The organism is Cupriavidus oxalaticus (assembly GCF_016894385.1).
Lineage (GTDB): Bacteria > Pseudomonadota > Gammaproteobacteria > Burkholderiales > Burkholderiaceae > Cupriavidus > Cupriavidus oxalaticus.
Genome location: NZ_CP069812.1, coordinates 1115656 through 1132367, shown reverse-complemented (window position 1 = coordinate 1132367; position 16712 = coordinate 1115656). Strand labels below are relative to the sequence as shown.

Sequence of the window (16712 nt, the reverse complement as noted above, 5' to 3'; positions counted from 1 at the left end):
CCCCTCATTCCTGGGTGCGGGAGGGATTGCGCCTGGCGCGCACGGGCTGCCCCCAGCAGTCGCCCTCGCCACTGCGTGCGAGCGGGAAATCGGCCTGCTGGGCCGGATCCCATTCGGGATTGTGGATTTCGCCGAACACCTGCCGCAGCCGGTGGCCCCAGGTATCGCGGATCATGCGGAAATAGGCGTTGCGTTCATCGATGTTGACGAAACGTGTCACGCGCAGCGAATCCGCCTCGTAGACCAGCAGGTCCAGCGGCAAACCCACCGAAATATTCGACTTCAGCGTCGAATCCATCGAGATCAGCGCGCATTTTGCCCCCTCGGCCAGCGGCAACGAAGGATGCACGACGCGGTCGATGATGGGCTTGCCGTACTTGGCCTCGCCGATCTGGAAATAACAGTTTTCCGGGGTGGCTTCGACGAAGTTGCCGGCAGCATAGATGTTGAACAGCCGCACCCGCTCGCCCCGGACCTGGCCGCCGAAGATCAGGCTGACATTGAATTCGATGCCGGCATCGCGCAGCGCGTGCGCGTCGCGCTTGTGCACCTGGCGCACCGCGTCGCCGACGATGGAGGCGGCCTCGAACATGTCGCGCGCATTCCACAGCGAGCGCTTGTCGTCATGGTTCTCGGCCAGGATCTGCCGCACCGACTGGCTGATGGCGAGATTGCCCGCGGTCATCAGCACCATGACGCGGTCGCCGGGTTCTTCGAACACCGTCATCTTGCGTGCCGTCGAGATGGCGTCCACGCCGGCGTTGGTGCGGGAGTCGGACAGGAATACCAGGCCGGCGTCGAGCCGCATGGCTACACAATACGTCATGGTCTTGTTGTGGTGTTCTTGCCGGGCGGCCGGGAGTGGCCGGGCCGGAGGCCTGCAGTAACCGGGATTCTAGCGCCGCTGCCGCCTTGATGTGCCGATATGGAGTGCCGCACCTAACTCGCATCTCCGCGCGAGCCAGTGTCTCAGCCCTGGTCCGGAAGTGGCGTGATGCTGACATTGACTTCAAGCGTCTCGCCGGCGCCCCCCTTCAGGATGCCCCGGACCGGTGCAGCGGATTGGTAATCACGCCCCACCGCAAGGCGCACGTGGCGCTCGTCGGTCACGCAGCCGTGGGTGATATCGAGGCTGCACCAGATCTCGCGCTCGGGATCCAGGCAGACGTCTGCCCATGCATGGCTGGCCAGATCGGTGGCCACCGCATCATAGAAGTATCCACTCACATAGCGCGCAGGGATACCCAGGGCCCGGCACGCGGCCACCATCACTTGCGCCTGGTCCTGGCAAACGCCACTACCCAGGCTGAAGGCCTCGGCGGCGGAGGTGCCGACGTCGGTGGTGTTGGGCTTGTAGCGTACGCGCTCGCCGATGGCCTGCGCCAGCGCCAGCAGCGCGGGGATCTCGTGGCCCGAGGCCAGGAACGGCGCGGCAAAGGCCTGCATCTCGGGCGGCGCCGTGGTCAGCGGCGTGCTGCCAAGGAAGTACAGCGGCGACACCCGCGATTCGCCTGGCGGCGGCGCATCGCAGAAAGCATGGTGCCCATCGCGGTCAAGGTCGCCGTGTGGCGGCAGCACTTCCACTTCGCCGCTGGCTTCGATGGCGATGGTGTCCGCCGGGCCCGCCACGGTGAAGTTGTGCACGATGTTGCCGAAGCCATCGCGCGCCGCCGACGGGTTGCCCGGCGTGCTCAGCCGCCAGCTGTGCACGGTCTGCAGCGGGCCCGAGCGCGGCTCGAGCCGCAGCTCGTGCACGCTGCGGCGCACGGGCTCGGCATAGCGGTAGACGGTATGGTGATGGATCTTGTATTTCACGGTATCAGGGCACGACGCGGCGGCCACAGCACATGGCCGCCGGCGTGCCCATGTCAGGCCGCCTGCAGCGGCACCAGGAAGTCCCGGCTGATGCCGTTGCCGAGATCGCCGATGCGCTCCAGAAAGCTGGTCAGGTACGCGTGCAGGCCGACGGCAAAGATATCGTCGATGCGCGCGTACTTCAGGTCGGCGTGGAGTTTACCAGCCTGCCGCTCGGTCTCCGCCGACTGCTGGTTGCGCACCATGGCCAGGATCGTCACCACCTCGTCCATGCTCGACACCAGCGAGCGCGGCATGTCGGGGCGCAGCACCAGCAGTTCGGCCACGCGCTGCGGCGTGACCACCGCGCGATAGACCTTGCGGTAGACCTCGAAGCCGGACACCGAGCGCAGCACCGCGGCCCAGTGGTAGAAATCGTTCTGCTCGCGGTTGGGATTGCTGTCGTCGCTGCCCGAGGCCTGGAACTTGACGTCGAGGATTCGCGCGGTATTGTCGGCGCGCTCCAGGAAGGTGCCCAGCCGCATGAAGTGGAAGGCATCGTCCTTGAGCATGGTGCCGAACTGCACGCCGCGCGCCAGGTGCGAGCGGAACTTGACCCATTCAAAAAATCGCGACGGGTCTTCCCTGAGCACGCCGTCGGCGATCATGCGCTGCACGTCGAGCCAGGTGGTGTTGACGGTTTCCCAGACTTCGGTGGTCAGCGAGCCGCGCACCGCGCGCGCGTTCTCGCGGGCCGCGCGCAGGCAACTCATGATCGACGACACATTGGTCATGTCGCGCACCATGAAATCGATCACGTCGTCGCGCGACAGCAAGCCGTACTTGTGGTCGAAGGCCTGCGTCAGCTCGGAGATATCCAGCATGGCCCACCAGCCCTGCTCGGCCACCTCGGCCGATTGCGGCAGCAGCGAGGTCTGGTAGTTGACGTCGAGCATGCGCGCGGTGTTTTCCGCGCGCTCGGTGTAGCGGGCCATCCAGAACAGGTGGTCGGCGGTACGGCTCAGCATGTGGGCTCTCCTCGCATGGCGGCGGCGGGGTTGTTGCCGGTGTTGATTGCGTGATGGGGTGTCGTCGTCATCGTTCCAGCACCCAGGTGTCCTTGGTGCCGCCTCCTTGCGAGGAATTGACCACCAGCGAGCCCTCGCGCAGCGCCACGCGCGTCAGCCCGCCGGGCACCATGCGCACCTCCTTGCCCGACAGCACGAACGGGCGCAGGTCGATATGGCGCGGGGCGATGCCCGACTCCACATAGGTCGGGCAGGTCGACAGCGCCAGCGTCGGCTGCGCGATGTACTGCTCGGGCCTGGACTTGACCACCTCGCGGAAGGCATCGATCTCGGCGCGCGTCGCGGCCGGTCCCACCAGCATGCCGTAGCCGCCCGCGCCGTGGGTTTCCTTGACCACCAGTTCGTCCATATGCTCGAGCACGTACTGCAGGTCGTCGGGACGCCGGCACATGTACGTGGGTACATTATTGAGGATGACCTCCTCGCCGAGGTAGAAGCGGATCATGTCGGGCACGTACGGATAGATCGACTTGTCGTCCGCCACGCCGGTGCCGATCGCATTGCAGATGGTCACGTTGCCGGCACGGTAGACCGACAGCAGCCCGGCCGCGCCCAGCGCGGAATCGTGCCGGAACACCAGCGGGTCGAGGAAGTCGTCGTCGACGCGCCGGTAGATCACGTCGATGCGCTGCGGCCCCTGCGTGGTACGCATGAACAGGTGGTCGTCCTCGACGAACAGATCGCTGCCTTCGACCAGTTCAACGCCCATCTGCTGCGCCAGGAAGGCGTGCTCGAAGTACGCCGAGTTGTACATGCCCGGGGTCAGCACCACCACCGTGGGATCGGCGATCGCCTGCGGCGACACGCCGCGCAGCATGTCGAGCAGCAGGTCCGGATAGTGCGCCACCGGCGCAACGCGGTTGCGCGCGAACAGGTCCGGGAACAGCCGCATCATCATCTTGCGGTTCTCGAGCATGTACGACACGCCGGAGGGCACGCGCAGGTTGTCTTCCAGCACGTAGAACTCGCCCTCGCCGGCACGCACCACGTCGATGCCGGCGACGTGCGCATAGATGTCGTGCGGTACGTTGACGCCAAGCATCTCCGGCCGGTACTGGGCGTTGTTGTAGATCTGGTCGGGCGGGATCACGCCGGCGCGGATGATGTCCTGGCCGTGGTAGATGTCGTGGATGAACCGGTTCAGCGCGGCCACGCGCTGGCGCAGGCCTTTTTCCAGCAGCGCCCATTCGCTGGCCGGGAAAATGCGCGGGATCACGTCGAAGGGGATGGTGCGCTCGGTGCCGCTGTTGGCCTCGTCCTTGTCGCCATAGACGGCAAAGGTAATGCCCACGCGCCGGAAGATCAGGTCCGCCTCGGCTCGCTTGTTGTCCATGGTGCTGCCGGACTGCCGCGCCAGCCAGTCAGCGAAATGCCGGTAATGCGGGCGTACCGCCCCGTCGGGCAATGCCTGCCCTGCCTGGATGACCGTGGGCGCCCCGTCGGCGCGCCAGTCCAGCATCTCGTCGAAAAACCGCCCCGCCATGATGGCCGTTCCTCCATGTAGTGGGCGTCGGGTGCTGCCACTGCCCCGCATCCGGCCGCCCTGGTTTGACCTGGCTGTCCTGCCACAAGCCCGCCGCGCGTTGTTCGGGATGGTCTCCGATGGCATTGGCGCGGCGATGCTGTCGAGTCACTGGCCCTTTCAGCATACCTGTACCGGCGAAAGCCGCAAGCTGGCGGATCGCGGCCGGCACGGAAAGTGAGCTAGCAAGATGTCTGCCAGCGCACGCAAAAACGGCCGCCAGCGTGGCTGGCGGCCGTCATGCGATGGCGCGGTCGATCGCGGGCGGAAGGTTCAGCGAGCGGAAGCCTGCAGGATGGTGTCCACCAGGACTTCTGGCGACTGGCGGATATCGAGCACCAGCGCGTCGCGCGGCGCTTCCAGCGTATCGAACTGGCTCTGCAGCAGCTCGGGATTGAAGAAGTGGTCGGTGCGGGCGGACAGGCGCCCGGCGATCAGTGCGGCATCGCCCTTCATGTGGACGAAGGTCACGCCGCCGTCGGGCGGCGTGAGCCGGTCGCGGTACGCCTGGCGCAGGGCCGAGCAGGTGAACACGTGGGTCCGGCCTTCGGCGCGCGCTGCGTCGATGGCGGCGCGCATCGCCGCCAGCCAGGGCCAGCGGTCTTCGTCGCTCAGCGGGATGCCCGCGTGCATCTTGGCCTTGTTGGCCTCGCTGTGGAACTCGTCCGCGTCATGGAAGCCGCAGCCCAGGCGCTGTGCCAGCAACTGGCCGACCGTGGTCTTGCCGCTGCCGGAAACGCCCATCAGGATATAGATCATGTCTGCTCCGTCGGTCTTGGTATCGTCTTGCTGTCGTGAGGCAGGTGCGTAAGGCTATTGTGCGACGGTTTGCGCCGCCACGGCGGCGGCGGATGCGACTGGCGCGGCGCCGGCATCCGCTTCGGACAGGTCGAGTGCGCTGCCCCCCTCTTCCGCGATGCGCGCATGGCGCCGGAACGCGCCGAACAGGCCGCGCCCGAGGCTGAACCGGGCAAAATCGTCGGCCGGGGCCACCGCCGGCGCGCGCGCCGCGAACTCGCCCTCGTCGCCCAGCCATTGCAGCACGCCTGCCACCGCGTCGACGCGGATGCGGTCGCCGTCGCGCACGCGGGCCAGCGCGCCGCCGGCCAGTGCTTCCGGGCCGACGTGGATCACCGCGGGCACCTTGCCCGACGCGCCCGACATGCGGCCGTCGGTCACCAGCGCCACCTTGTGGCCGGCGTCCTGCAGCGCGCCCAGCACCGGCGTCAGGCGATGCAGCTCGGGCATGCCGTTGGCGTTCGGCCCCTGGAAGCGGACCACGGCGACCAGGTCGCCATTCAGTTCGCCGGCGTCGAACGCCGCCTGCAGCGCTTCCTGGGCATCGAAGACGCGCACCGGCGCCTCGACCACGCGGTGCTCGGCCGCCACGGCCGAGACCTTGATCACACCGCGGCCCAGGTTGCCCTGCATCAGCCGCAGCCCGCCTTCGGGCGAGAACGGCGCCGCGGCGCTGGCAACGACCTGGGCGTCGCCGCTTGCCGTCGCCCCGTTACGCCATTGCAGCACGCCATCGCGCATCACCGGCTCCTGCGTGTAGCGCGCCAGGCCCGGGCCCGCGACGGTCTGCACGTCCTCATGCAGCAGCCCGGCCTGCAGCAGCTCGCGGATGATCAGCCCGGCGCCGCCGGCCGCATGGAAGTGGTTCACGTCGGCGGAGCCGTTCGGATACACCCGCGCGAGCAGCGGCGTGATGCGCGACAGCTGGTCGAAGTCGTCCCAGTCGATGATGATGCCGGCGGCGCGCGCCATCGCCACCAGGTGGATGGTGTGGTTGGTGGAGCCGCCCGTCGCCAGCAGGCCGACCATGGCGTTGGCCACGGCGCGCTCGTCGACGATGCGCGCCAGCGGCAGGTATTCGCTGCCGCGCGCGCTCAGCGCGATCGCGCGCTGCGCGGCGGCGGCCGTCAGCGCGTCGCGCAGGCCGCTGTCCGGGTGGACGAAGGCCGCGCCGGGCAGGTGCAGGCCCATGATTTCCATCAGGAACTGGTTGCTGTTGGCGGTGCCGTAGAAGGTGCAGGTGCCGGCGCCGTGGTAGGCCTGGCATTCGGCCTCGAGCAGCGCATCGCGGCCGACCTGGCCGGTGGCGTAAAGCTGGCGCACGCGCGCCTTCTCCTTGTTGGACAGGCCGGTGGCCATCGGGCCCGCCGGCACAAACACCACCGGCAGGTGGCCGAACTGCAGCGCGCCCATCAGCAGGCCCGGCACGATCTTGTCGCACACGCCCAGCATCAGCGCCGCATCGAAGGTGTTGTGCGACAACGCGATCGCCGTGCCCATGGCAATCGCATCGCGCGAGAACAGGGATAGCTCCATGCCGGGATTGCCCTGCGTGATGCCATCGCACATCGCCGGCACGCCGCCCGCCACCTGCGCCACGGCCCCCACCGCGCGCGCGGCTTCGCGGATCACGCCGGGATAGCGCTCATACGGCTGGTGGGCCGACAGCATGTCGTTGTACGCGGTGACGATGCCGAGATTGGGCGCATGGTCGACGCGCAGCTTCAGCTTGTCGTTGGCTGGCAGTGCGGCGAAGCCGTGCGCCAGGTTGGCGCAGGACATGCCCCGCAGCGGTCCCAGCTCGGCTTGCGCACGCTCGCAGCGTGCAAGGTAGGCGGCACGGCTGGCGCGGCTGCGGGCAACGATGCGTTCGGTGACGGCCAACAGCTCGGCATGGACGGCAATGGGCATGGCGGAGACGTTCCTTTTGTCGGGGCGTAGCACCAAAACGGCGCGATCGCATGTAGATTTTCTACATTATTACCGATTGCAATGCCGCCGTCGACTGGATCATGCATCACAATGGCGCTCAATCTTGCTCGCTTTCCCACATCACGGGCAAACCCTGACAGCCAGGCAAGCACGATTTCGGGCACGATGCCGCGTCAACGGATGTAGAATCTCTACATTAGAGATCCCGAACAACCTGATATCCGCCCGCCGCCATGCGCGACCGAATCCTTGCCGTCTACGACACGCTCCGCCCCTCCGAACGCCGACTGGCGGACTACGTCGCCGAGCACGGCGCCGCCGTGATCCGCCTGTCGATGCCCGAACTGGCCGAGCGCGCAGGCGTGTCGCAGCCCACCATCGCACGCTTCTGCGCCGCGCTGGGCTACGACGGCTTCCGCGAATTCAAGCTGCAGTTCGCGCAGAACGTCGGCGGCGGCATGCCCTTCGTGCACCAGGACGTGGAGGCCCACGACCGACCCGCCGACATCGCCGGCAAGGTGTTCGACCGCACCATCGCCACGCTGATGAGCGTGCGCAACGCGCTGTCGGCCGACCAGATCGAACACGGCATCCACCTGCTGGCGCGCGCGCGCCGCATCGAGTTCTACGGCTGCGGCAATTCCGGCATCGTCGCGCTCGACATCCAGCACAAGTTCTTCCGCCTCGGCATGCCGACCGTCGCCTACTCCGACCCGCATGTCTTCAGCATGTCCGCCGCACTGCTCGGCGCCGGCGACGTGGCGGTGCTGGTGTCCAACAGCGGCCGCACCTGGGACATGCTGACCGCCGCCACGCTGGCGCGCAGCAGCGGCGCCAGCGTGCTGGCGATCACCCACAGCGGCTCGCCGCTGGCCAGGCTGGCCGACGTCTGCGTGTTTTCCGACGTCGAGGAAGACAGCGAGGTCTATACGCCGATGACCTCCCGCATCAGTCACCTTGTGCTTGGCGACGTGCTGGCCGCAGGGGTGGCGCTGGAGCGCGCGGAATCGGTCGCCGCCGGCCTGCAGCGCGCCAAGGCCCACCTGCGCGAACGCCGCATCGCGGGCGCCGAACCGGCACGCACGCTGCCGCCGGCCCGAGGCCGCGCCACGGCCCAGCCGGATGCCGGGGACGTGAAGCCGGCCCCGGCGGCCACCCGCACGCGACGCCGCAAGCCTGGCTAGCGCGGCGCATCCGGCCGGTCGCGCCAGTAGCGCGGCTCAGCCTGCCGGAACACCGACAGCGTATAACCCGCCGGCGCGGTGGCCATGGTCACCGCGCCGGTTTCGTCGCTGCGGTAGCGGGCAATGCCGGCGCGCCCATAACGCTCCCACACGTCGGCGCGCGGATGGCGGTAGCGGTTGGCATAGCCCAGCTGGAATACCGCGGCCCCGGGCCGCACCGCTTCCAGCCACGCGACACCGGAAGACGTGCCGCTGCCATGGTGCGCCACCACCATCACGTCGGCATGCAGCGCATCGGGCGACAGCCGGTCGATCAGCGCGCGCTCTTCGGCCACGCCGATATCGCCGGTCAGCAACAGGCGATGCCGCGCGGTCGCCACGCTCAGCACGCAGCTACGGGCGTTGCTGGCGATCGCCGCCTGTTGCGACTGCGATGGCAGCGGATGCAGCACCGTGAAACGCACGCCGTCCCAGTCCCATTGCTGCCCGGCCGCGCAGGGCGCCCAGCCGGATGCTGGCGGCCCAAGCAAGGCATGGTCCGGCGGCGCGCCGGTACTGCGCGCCGCCACGGCCACCGCCGCCGACACGTCCGCCACGCCACCGGCATGGTCCGCGTCTTCATGGCTCACCATCAGCTGGTCGAGCCGGCCGAGGCCCAGGCCGCGCAGCACCGGCACCACCACTTGCGCACCCGCGCTGCCGCCCGATGCATAGGCAGGGCCCGTGTCGTACAGCAACGCATGCGCACGCGTCTGCACCAGCACAGCGGTCCCCTGCCCCACGTCGAGCATCACCGCACGGAACTCGCCATGCGCCACCGGCGGGCCGCGCGCCAATACGAGCGGCAACACCAGCAGGCCGCCATGCAGGCGCACCGCGGCACCGGCGGGCGGCGCCAGCAACAGCGCGATCCCGAGCAAGGCGAGCAGCAACGGCAACGGCCCCGATACCGGCGCCTCCCACATGGCCCACGGCAGACTGGAAAGCCAGCCCAGCAAAGCGGCCAGCCACACCATGGCCTGATGCGCGACGGCCAGCACCGGCGCGGCCAGCGTCGCCGGCACGGCAGCGGCGGCCAGCGACAGCGGCGTCACCAGCAGGCTGACCACCGGGATCGCGATCGCATTGGCGAGCGGCGACACCACCGACACCTGCTGGAACAGCAACAGCGTCAGCGGCACCAGCCCGGCTGTCACCGCCCATTGCGTGCGCGCCGCGGCGGCAAGCGTGGCACACATGCGTTGCCAGCGAGTTTCCGGCGCGCCATGCCCGGACCGGGCAGCGTAGAAAATCACCGCCACCGCGCCAAAAGACAGCCAGAAGCCCGGCGACATCACCGCCCACGGATCCAGCAGCAATGCCGCCAGTGCCGCGCAGGCCAGCACCACCGACGCCGGCGGTGCGCGCCCACTCCATACCGCCAGCGCGGCCACGCATAGCATCGCCACCGTGCGCAACGCGGGCACCTGCATCCCGGCCAGCAGTCCGTATGTCATCGCACCGGCTACCGCCGTCACCAGGGCCGCGTGCCTGGCCGGCAGCCACAGGGGCAGCGGCCGGCGCAGCCTGCGCCCCAGCCCGAACGAATGCCGCCACAGCAGGCCGGCGAACGACCCCGCCATGCCAGCGATCATGGTGATATGCAAGCCTGAAATGCTGACCAGGTGGCTGATGCCGGTACGCCGGAACAACTGCCAGTCTTCCGTATCGATGCCGCGTTGGTCGCCGATCACCAGCGCAATCAGCACCGGGCCATAGCGCGCATCAGCCGGCAACGCCGCGCGCAGGTGATCGCGCACTGCCGCGCGCCACGCTTCGATGCGCCATGCGAGCCGTTCCCGCGTTGCATCCTGGGGCGGACCATGCGCGCGTCGTACGTAACCCGTCGCGCCATAACCCTGCGCCAGCAGCCAATAGGCATAGTCGAAGCCGAAGGGATTGGCCAGTCCGCGCGGGCGCCGCAGGCGTATGGTCAGGGTGTAGCGCTGGCCGGGGTACAGGTCAGGCGGCGCGTCGCGCCAGTGGAGAAGCAGCCGGCCGGGCAACAACCATGGTTCGTCCGGCCCATCCGGTACGGTCTTCCCGACGGTGAAGGCAAAGCGGACGCCGCCCGCTGATTCCGACGGCAATCCGGAAACCACACCCTGCACGTCGAAATCGCGCGATTCGAGCGATGCAGGCAACCACTCCCGCAAGCGCATATCGGCGCGCCATGCCGCCCAGCAGAACGCGGCGCCAACGGCCACCGCGGCCACGGCGGCCAGCACCAGTCCGCGCCATGCGGCACGCAGGGCCCTGCCACGCAGCAGCATCGCGATGCCCGCCAGCGCCAGGCCGGCAGCGGCCATGCGCACGACGTCCTGCCGCGGCAGCGTTGCCTGCTGCTGCAGCACCCAGCATCCCGCGACGAACGCCAACACGACCACGCGCACGGCACCTCCCCGGCTGATTGCACACAGCCAGAGTTGTAACCGCGCGACGCGGCGAAAAGCTTGTCAGCCTGTCAGGAAGTCGTGGAAGTTGTGTGTCCGGCCGGCGCCATGGTCCCGGCGAACGCAGCCAGCCGCGGCAGTGCCTCGACCGCATTGCGCCAGGTTGCCTGCGCCAGCGCCGCGGCATCGATGCCGCGCAGCTCGCCCAGCACGCGCGCCACGCCGGCGACTTCGGCGGGGGTGTTGCGCACCTTGTGCTGCTCGCCGAACTGGTCATCGGCAAGCCACGCGGGTGCGATATCGGGAGCGTCGGTTTCCAGCACCAGCGCCTCCAGCGGCATGTCCGTAGCCAGCCGGCGGATCTGGCGCGCGCGGCTGAAGGTCAGGTTGCCGCCGAAGCCGAGCTTGAGGCCCTGCTCGACAAAGCGCCGCGCCTGCTCATGGCTGCCGTTGAACGCATGGGCGATGCCGCGCTTCACGCCCAGCTTGCGCAACTGCGCGCCGACCTGGTCCTGCGACTTGCGCACATGCAGCAGCACCGGCAGGTCGAATTCGCGCGCGATCTTCAGCTGTTCGGCATAGAGCCAGGCCTGGTGATGGCTATCGAGACCGGCGACAAAGAAATCGAGCCCGATCTCGCCGATGCCGACGAAACGCGGATCGCCCATGCTGGCCGCCACCTCGCGCCGCAGCGCATCGATATCGGCCTGCCCGGTACCGGCCGAACAGAGCGGATGGATGCCGAGCGCATAGACACAGCGCGCGTCCTCGTGCGCCAGCGTGCGCACCGCCTCGAAATTCCACACCGCCACCGCCGGCACCACGATGCCGCGTACGCCGGCGGCCTCGGCCGCGTCGGCGACCTGGCGCCGGTCAGCGTCGAATTCACGCGCGTCGAGATGGCAGTGGGTGTCGATCCACATGGTGGAGTGCCGCGGCTTGCCCTAGCGTTCCTGGTGCAGGTGGCCGTCGCGCAGCCGCAGCACGCGGTCGCAGCGGCCCGCCAGGTCGAGGTCGTGGGTGACGATGACGAAACTGGTGCCGAGCGTGCGCGACAGCTCCAGCATCAGATCGTAGACGCCGCCGGCGGTATGGTCGTCGAGGTTGCCGGTGGGTTCGTCGGCCAGCACGCAGGCAGGCTGCCCCACCAGCGCGCGCGCGATCGCCACGCGCTGGCGCTCGCCGCCGGACAGCTCGCCCGGCCGGTGTCTGGAGCGGCCGCCCAGCCCCACGCGTTCCAGCATGGCCTGCGCCGTGCCGCGCGCATCGTGCTGCGTCAGGCCGCGGATGCGCATCGGCATCGCCACGTTGTCGAGCGCGGTGAATTCCGGCAGCAGGTGGTGGAACTGGTAGACAAAGCCCAGCGAGCGGTTGCGCACCACGTTGCGCTCGCGCTCGCGCAGCGCCGTGAACGGCTTGCCGAGCAGCGCAACGCGGCCCGAGTCGGGATTGTCGAGCCCGCCCAGCACATGCAGCAGCGTGCTCTTGCCCGAGCCGGACGCGCCGACGATGGCAACCTTCTCGCCGGCATTGACGCGCACGTCCACGCCGCGCAGCACTTCGACATCGAGCCCGCCCTGGCGAAAGCGCTTGGTCAGGCCCTCCGCCACCAGCACCGGCGAACCGGCACCCGGCTGGCCCGCCGCGTTGGCGGCGGTATCCGCTTGCAGCACGGCTTCACTCATAGCGCAGCGCCTCCGCGGGGTTGACGCGGGCGGCACGCCAGCTGGGGTAGAGCGTGGCCAGCGTGGCCAGCACGAAAGAGATGATGCCGATGGTGGCGATGTCGTTCACGCGGGGATCCGAGGGCAATTCGCTGATGAAATAGATGTCGCGCGGCAGGAACTGCACGCTCAGCACGCGCTCGATAAACGGCACGATCACGTCGATATTGGTCGCGATCAGCGTACCGCCGCCCACGCCAAGGAGCGTGCCGATAAAGCCGATGGCGATGCCTTGCACGATAAAGATCTTCATGATCGAGCGGGGCTGCGCACCCATGGTGCGCAGGATGGCGATATCGGCCTGCTTGTCGGTCACGGTCATCACCAGCGTCGACACCAGGTTGAATGCCGCCACCGCGATGATCAGCGTCAGGATGATGAACATCATGCGCTTCTCGGTCTGCACCGCGGCGAACCAGTTGCGGTTCTGCTTGGACCAGTCGCGCAGGTAGAGCTCGCCCGACATGGTGCCGGCAAGCTGCTGCGCCACCTGCGGCGCGCGCTGCATGTCCTGCAGCTTCAGCCGCACGCCGGTCGGGCCGCTCAGGCGGAACAGCGTCTCGGCATCGTGCATGTTGACCAGCGCCAGCGCGCTGTCGAACTCGAAGTGGCCCGACGAGAAGATGCCGGTCACGGTGAACTGCTTGAGCCGCGGCAGCACGCCGGCCGGCGTGATGGTGCCCTGCGGCGCGACCAGCGTGACCTTGTCGCCGACCTGCACGCCCATGGCATTGGCCAGCTCGTTGCCCAGCGCGATGCCGAATTCGCCCGGCACCAGCGCGTTCATGCTGCCGGACTTGAACTGGCTGCCGATGTCCGAGACCTTAGGCTCCTGCGACGGCTCGACGCCGCGCAGCAGCACGCCGCGCACGGCATCGTCGCGGGTCAGCATGGCCTGCGCCGCCACATAGGGCGCCGCGCCGGCCACTTCCTTGTTCTGCATCGCCTCGGCCGCGGTGTGCTGCCAGTCGGGCAGCGACGACGGGCCGATGACCTCGATATGCGCCAGCACCGACAGCATGCGGTCGCGCACCTCTTTCTGGAAGCCGTTCATCACCGACAGCACCACGATCAGCGCGGCCACGCCCAGGGCGATCCCGAACATCGAGATCATCGAGATAAACGAAATGAAGGTGTTGCGGCTGGCGCGCTTGCTTGCGCGGGTGTATCGCCAGCCGATCTGCCACTCGTAGGGAAAGTTCAAGAGGATTCCTGTTGTTTCGGGAAATCGCCGCCGCCCTTGCAAGGGGCGCCGGCGGCACTCATGCGAGCCGTGGCGGGCGCCGTCCGCGGGGCTCGGGAGCGGCGCGGGACTGGCATCGGCCAGCCGGAAGTTTACAATCTCGCCACCATGATGACGCACCTGACCCTGATTGTGCCCTTTTCCGTCCCGCCGGGCGCCGGCGACGACGGCCGCGACGACGTCATTCCCGGCGCGCTGCTGCGGCAGTTGGAGCTGCCCGCGCTCGGAAAGTTGCTGACGCGGGCCACGCCCGGCCCGCGCGAGCGGCATGACGACCCGTTCCTGCGCAGCCTGCCGCAGGAACGCTGGCTGGCCGGCAAGACGGGACTGGACACCGGCCGGGTGCCGTCGGCGCCTTATATGCGGCTGGCGGACAGCGGCGCAACCGCCCCGGCCCCGGACGGCCAGGCCTGGGCCTGCCTGCAGCCGGTGCACATCCACGCGGCGCGCGACCACCTGGTGCTGATGCCGCCGGCGCACCTCGGCATCCGTCAGGATGAGGCGGCGGCGCTGCACGCCGCCATCGATCCGCTGCTGCGGGAGTCCGGCATCGCGCTGCAGACGCCGTGCCCGTCGCGCTGGTACCTGCCCGAAGCCGTGTTCGGCCCGCTGGAAGCCACCACGCCGCTGCGCGCGGCCGGGCGCAACATCGATATCTGGATGCAGGCCGGCGAGCGTGCGCGCGACTGGCGCCGGGTACAGAACGAGATCCAGATGACCTGGTTCGACCACCCGGTCAACCAGGCCCGCGAGGCGCGCGGCGAGCTGCCGGTGAACTCGGTCTGGCTGTATGGCGGCGGCGCGCTGCAGGCCGTGCCGCGCCTGGCCGACACGGTACTGAGCGACGACCCGTTCCTGGCCGGGCTGGCGCTGGCCGCCGGCAGCCGCGTGCTGCCGGTGCCGGCGGGACTGGCCGGCGTGGCGGCGCCCGGGGGATCGGTGCTGGCGATGCTGGAACTTGCCGCCGAAGCCCATATCACGGAGGACTGGGGCCTGTGGATCGAGCGCATGCATGCGCTCGATGCCGACTGGTTCGCGCCGGCGCTGGAGGCGCTGGCCGCAGGCGGCATCGACGCCGTGACGCTGGTGCTGGGCGGCGAGAACCATTTTGCCGAGTTCACCGTGACCCGTGCCGACCTGCGCAAGTTCTGGCGCGGCATGGGCCAGCGCGGCGACTGGCGCGCCCTGCTGTCCGATCTCGCCTTCGCCGCCTGAACGTCGCCTTACGTCACCCAACGTTACCCAACGTCGCCCCCCACGCAAGAACAAGACCGCCCTGCCATGACCCGGATCGCCATCCGCACCTTTTCCCCCGAACACGTCACCACGCTGGCCGCCGCCGGCCTGCATCCCACGCTGGCCCGCATCCTGGCCGCGCGCGGCGTGGCCCGCACCGCCGAGCTGGCGACCGACCTGCCTGAACTGGTGCCACCGGGCGCCATGAAAGGCATCGGCCATGCCGCCGCCTACCTCGCCGACGCCATCGCCGCCGGCAAGCGCCTGCTGATCGTCGCCGACTATGACTGCGACGGCGCCACCGCCTGCGCGGTCGGCGTGCGCGGGCTGCGCATGCTGGGCGCGCGGGTCGAGTACATCGTGCCGAACCGCTTCGAGTACGGCTACGGCCTGACGCCGGAAATCGTGGCGCTGGCGGCCAGGCAGCAGCCGGACGTGATCGTCACGGTCGACAACGGCATCGCCAGCGTCGACGGCGTGGCCGCGGCCAATGCGCTGGGGATCGACGTGGTGGTGACCGACCATCACCTGCCGGGCGCCGAACTGCCGGACGCGGCGGTAATCGTCAACCCGAACCAGCCGGGCTGCGAATTCCCGAGCAAGAACCTGGCGGGCGTGGGCGTGATGTTCTACGTGCTGCTGGCGCTGCGCGCCGAGCTGCGCCGGCGCGGCGTCTACACCCAGGCCACACAGCCGCCGCTGCAGACCCTGCTCGACCTGGTGGCGCTGGGCACCGTCGCCGACGTGGTCAAGCTCGACACCAACAACCGCATCCTGGTGGCGCAGGGCCTGCGCCGGATGCGCGCGGGACGCATGCAGCCGGGCGTGGCGGCGCTGTTCCGCGCCGCGGGACGGGAGGCTTCGCGCGCCAATACCTTCGACCTCGGCTTCGGGCTGGGGCCTCGGCTGAACGCGGCCGGCCGGCTGGCGGACATGTCGCTGGGCATTGAATGCCTGCTGACCGACGATGCCAACCGCGCCTGGGAAATCGCGCAGGAACTCGACAGCATGAACCGCGAGCGGCGCGATATCGAGGCCGGCATGCAGCAGGAGGCCCTGCAGATCCTGGAGCAGCCCATGGCCGGTCTTGCCGGCCCGGACCCGTCGGCGCGCTTTACCGTCAGCGTGTTCAACGACACCTGGCACCAGGGCGTGATCGGCATCGTCGCGTCGCGGCTCAAGGACAAGTACCACCGCCCCACCATCACCTTCGCGCCCGGCGATGAAGCCACCATCAAGGGCTCGGGCCGCTCGATCCCGGGCTTCCACCTGCGCGATGCGCTCGACCTGGTGTCCAAGCGCTGCCCCGGCATGATGGTCAAGTTCGGCGGCCATGCCATGGCGGCCGGCCTGACCGTGCGCGCCGAGCGCTTTGCCGAGTTCCAGGAAGCCTTCGAGGCGGTCGGCAAGGAATGGCTGACCGACGACCAGCTCGCGCGCGTGATCGAGACCGACGGCGATATCGAGGACGGGTGCTTCAGCCCGGAATTCGTCACGCTGCTGGAGCAGCAGGTATGGGGCCAGGGCTTCCCCGCCCCGACCTTCTGTGGCGAGTTCGACGTACTGCGCCAGAGCGTGCTCAAGGGCAAGCACCTGAAGCTGCAACTCGGGCGCGGCAGCCAGCGCTTCGATGCGATCTGGTTCAACCACGCGGAATCGCTCGGCGCCAGCGCGCAGGTGGCCTACCGGCTCGACAACAACACCTTCAACGGCGTCACCCGCGTGCAGCTGGTGATCGAGCACGCGCAGTAGCGTGCCG

Annotated in this window: 13 protein-coding genes; 3 read left to right on the top strand and 10 right to left on the bottom strand. The window is 69.0% G+C overall.

The window, feature by feature from the left end:
• Nucleotides 1–4: 4 nt before the first annotated feature.
• The 6 genes from JTE92_RS17550 to edd all read right to left on the bottom strand — a co-directional run bounded on the left by JTE92_RS17550 (nucleotide 5) and on the right by edd (nucleotide 7113).
• Nucleotides 5–826: a proteasome-type protease gene (locus JTE92_RS17550; RefSeq protein WP_116386765.1), complete on the bottom strand. Its 822-nt coding sequence runs from the start codon at nucleotides 824–826 to the stop codon at nucleotides 5–7.
• 143 nt (nucleotides 827–969) lie between these two features.
• Complete coding sequence (locus JTE92_RS17545; protein ID WP_063238700.1) at nucleotides 970–1815, bottom strand: transglutaminase family protein; 846 nt, start codon at nucleotides 1813–1815, stop codon at nucleotides 970–972.
• A gap of 53 nt (nucleotides 1816–1868) precedes the next feature.
• Nucleotides 1869–2822 carry an alpha-E domain-containing protein gene (locus tag JTE92_RS17540; RefSeq protein WP_029046887.1) on the bottom strand — a complete coding sequence of 318 codons (954 nt, stop codon included), beginning with the start codon at nucleotides 2820–2822 and terminating at the stop codon, nucleotides 1869–1871.
• A 67-nt stretch (nucleotides 2823–2889) separates the two neighbouring features.
• A complete protein-coding gene (locus JTE92_RS17535) occupies nucleotides 2890–4365 on the bottom strand; it encodes a circularly permuted type 2 ATP-grasp protein (RefSeq protein ID WP_063238425.1) in 1476 nt (491 codons plus the stop codon).
• Between the two features lie 312 nt (nucleotides 4366–4677).
• Nucleotides 4678–5163, bottom strand: coding sequence for a gluconokinase (locus JTE92_RS17530; protein ID WP_063238424.1), 486 nt, complete (start codon nucleotides 5161–5163; stop codon nucleotides 4678–4680).
• Nucleotides 5164–5217: 54 nt separating this feature from the next.
• A complete protein-coding gene (gene edd / locus JTE92_RS17525; RefSeq protein ID WP_063238423.1) occupies nucleotides 5218–7113 on the bottom strand; it encodes a phosphogluconate dehydratase in 1896 nt (631 codons plus the stop codon).
• A gap of 254 nt (nucleotides 7114–7367) precedes the next feature.
• Between edd and JTE92_RS17520 the strand changes: the two genes are divergently transcribed.
• A complete protein-coding gene (locus JTE92_RS17520; protein ID WP_063238422.1) occupies nucleotides 7368–8318 on the top strand; it encodes a MurR/RpiR family transcriptional regulator in 951 nt (316 codons plus the stop codon).
• Here JTE92_RS17520 and JTE92_RS17515 read toward each other — a convergent pair.
• From JTE92_RS17515 to JTE92_RS17500, 4 genes are all read right to left on the bottom strand, one after another.
• Nucleotides 8315–10750 (bottom strand): DNA internalization-related competence protein ComEC/Rec2, encoded by a 2436-nt coding sequence (locus JTE92_RS17515; RefSeq protein WP_063238421.1) that lies wholly within the window; start codon nucleotides 10748–10750, stop codon nucleotides 8315–8317. The two genes, JTE92_RS17520 and JTE92_RS17515, sit on opposite strands and share 4 nt — an antisense overlap.
• Before the next feature lie 71 nt (nucleotides 10751–10821).
• Entirely contained in the window at nucleotides 10822–11673 is an 852-nt protein-coding gene (locus JTE92_RS17510; RefSeq protein ID WP_063238420.1) for a TatD family hydrolase, read from the bottom strand.
• A gap of 21 nt (nucleotides 11674–11694) precedes the next feature.
• Nucleotides 11695–12435 (bottom strand): lipoprotein-releasing ABC transporter ATP-binding protein LolD, encoded by a 741-nt coding sequence (lolD, locus tag JTE92_RS17505; protein ID WP_063238419.1) that lies wholly within the window; start codon nucleotides 12433–12435, stop codon nucleotides 11695–11697.
• Nucleotides 12428–13678 (bottom strand): lipoprotein-releasing ABC transporter permease subunit, encoded by a 1251-nt coding sequence (locus JTE92_RS17500; protein ID WP_063238418.1) that lies wholly within the window; start codon nucleotides 13676–13678, stop codon nucleotides 12428–12430. The genes lolD and JTE92_RS17500 overlap by 8 nt, the downstream gene beginning before the upstream one ends.
• Nucleotides 13679–13825: 147 nt before the next feature.
• Here JTE92_RS17500 and JTE92_RS17495 point away from each other — a divergent pair, with 147 nt between their 5' ends.
• Nucleotides 13826–14932 carry a hypothetical protein gene (locus tag JTE92_RS17495; protein WP_063238417.1) on the top strand — a complete coding sequence of 369 codons (1107 nt, stop codon included), beginning with the start codon at nucleotides 13826–13828 and terminating at the stop codon, nucleotides 14930–14932.
• A 66-nt stretch (nucleotides 14933–14998) separates the two neighbouring features.
• Complete coding sequence (recJ, locus tag JTE92_RS17490; protein WP_063238416.1) at nucleotides 14999–16705, top strand: single-stranded-DNA-specific exonuclease RecJ; 1707 nt, start codon at nucleotides 14999–15001, stop codon at nucleotides 16703–16705.
• Nucleotides 16706–16712: the final 7 nt, after the last annotated feature.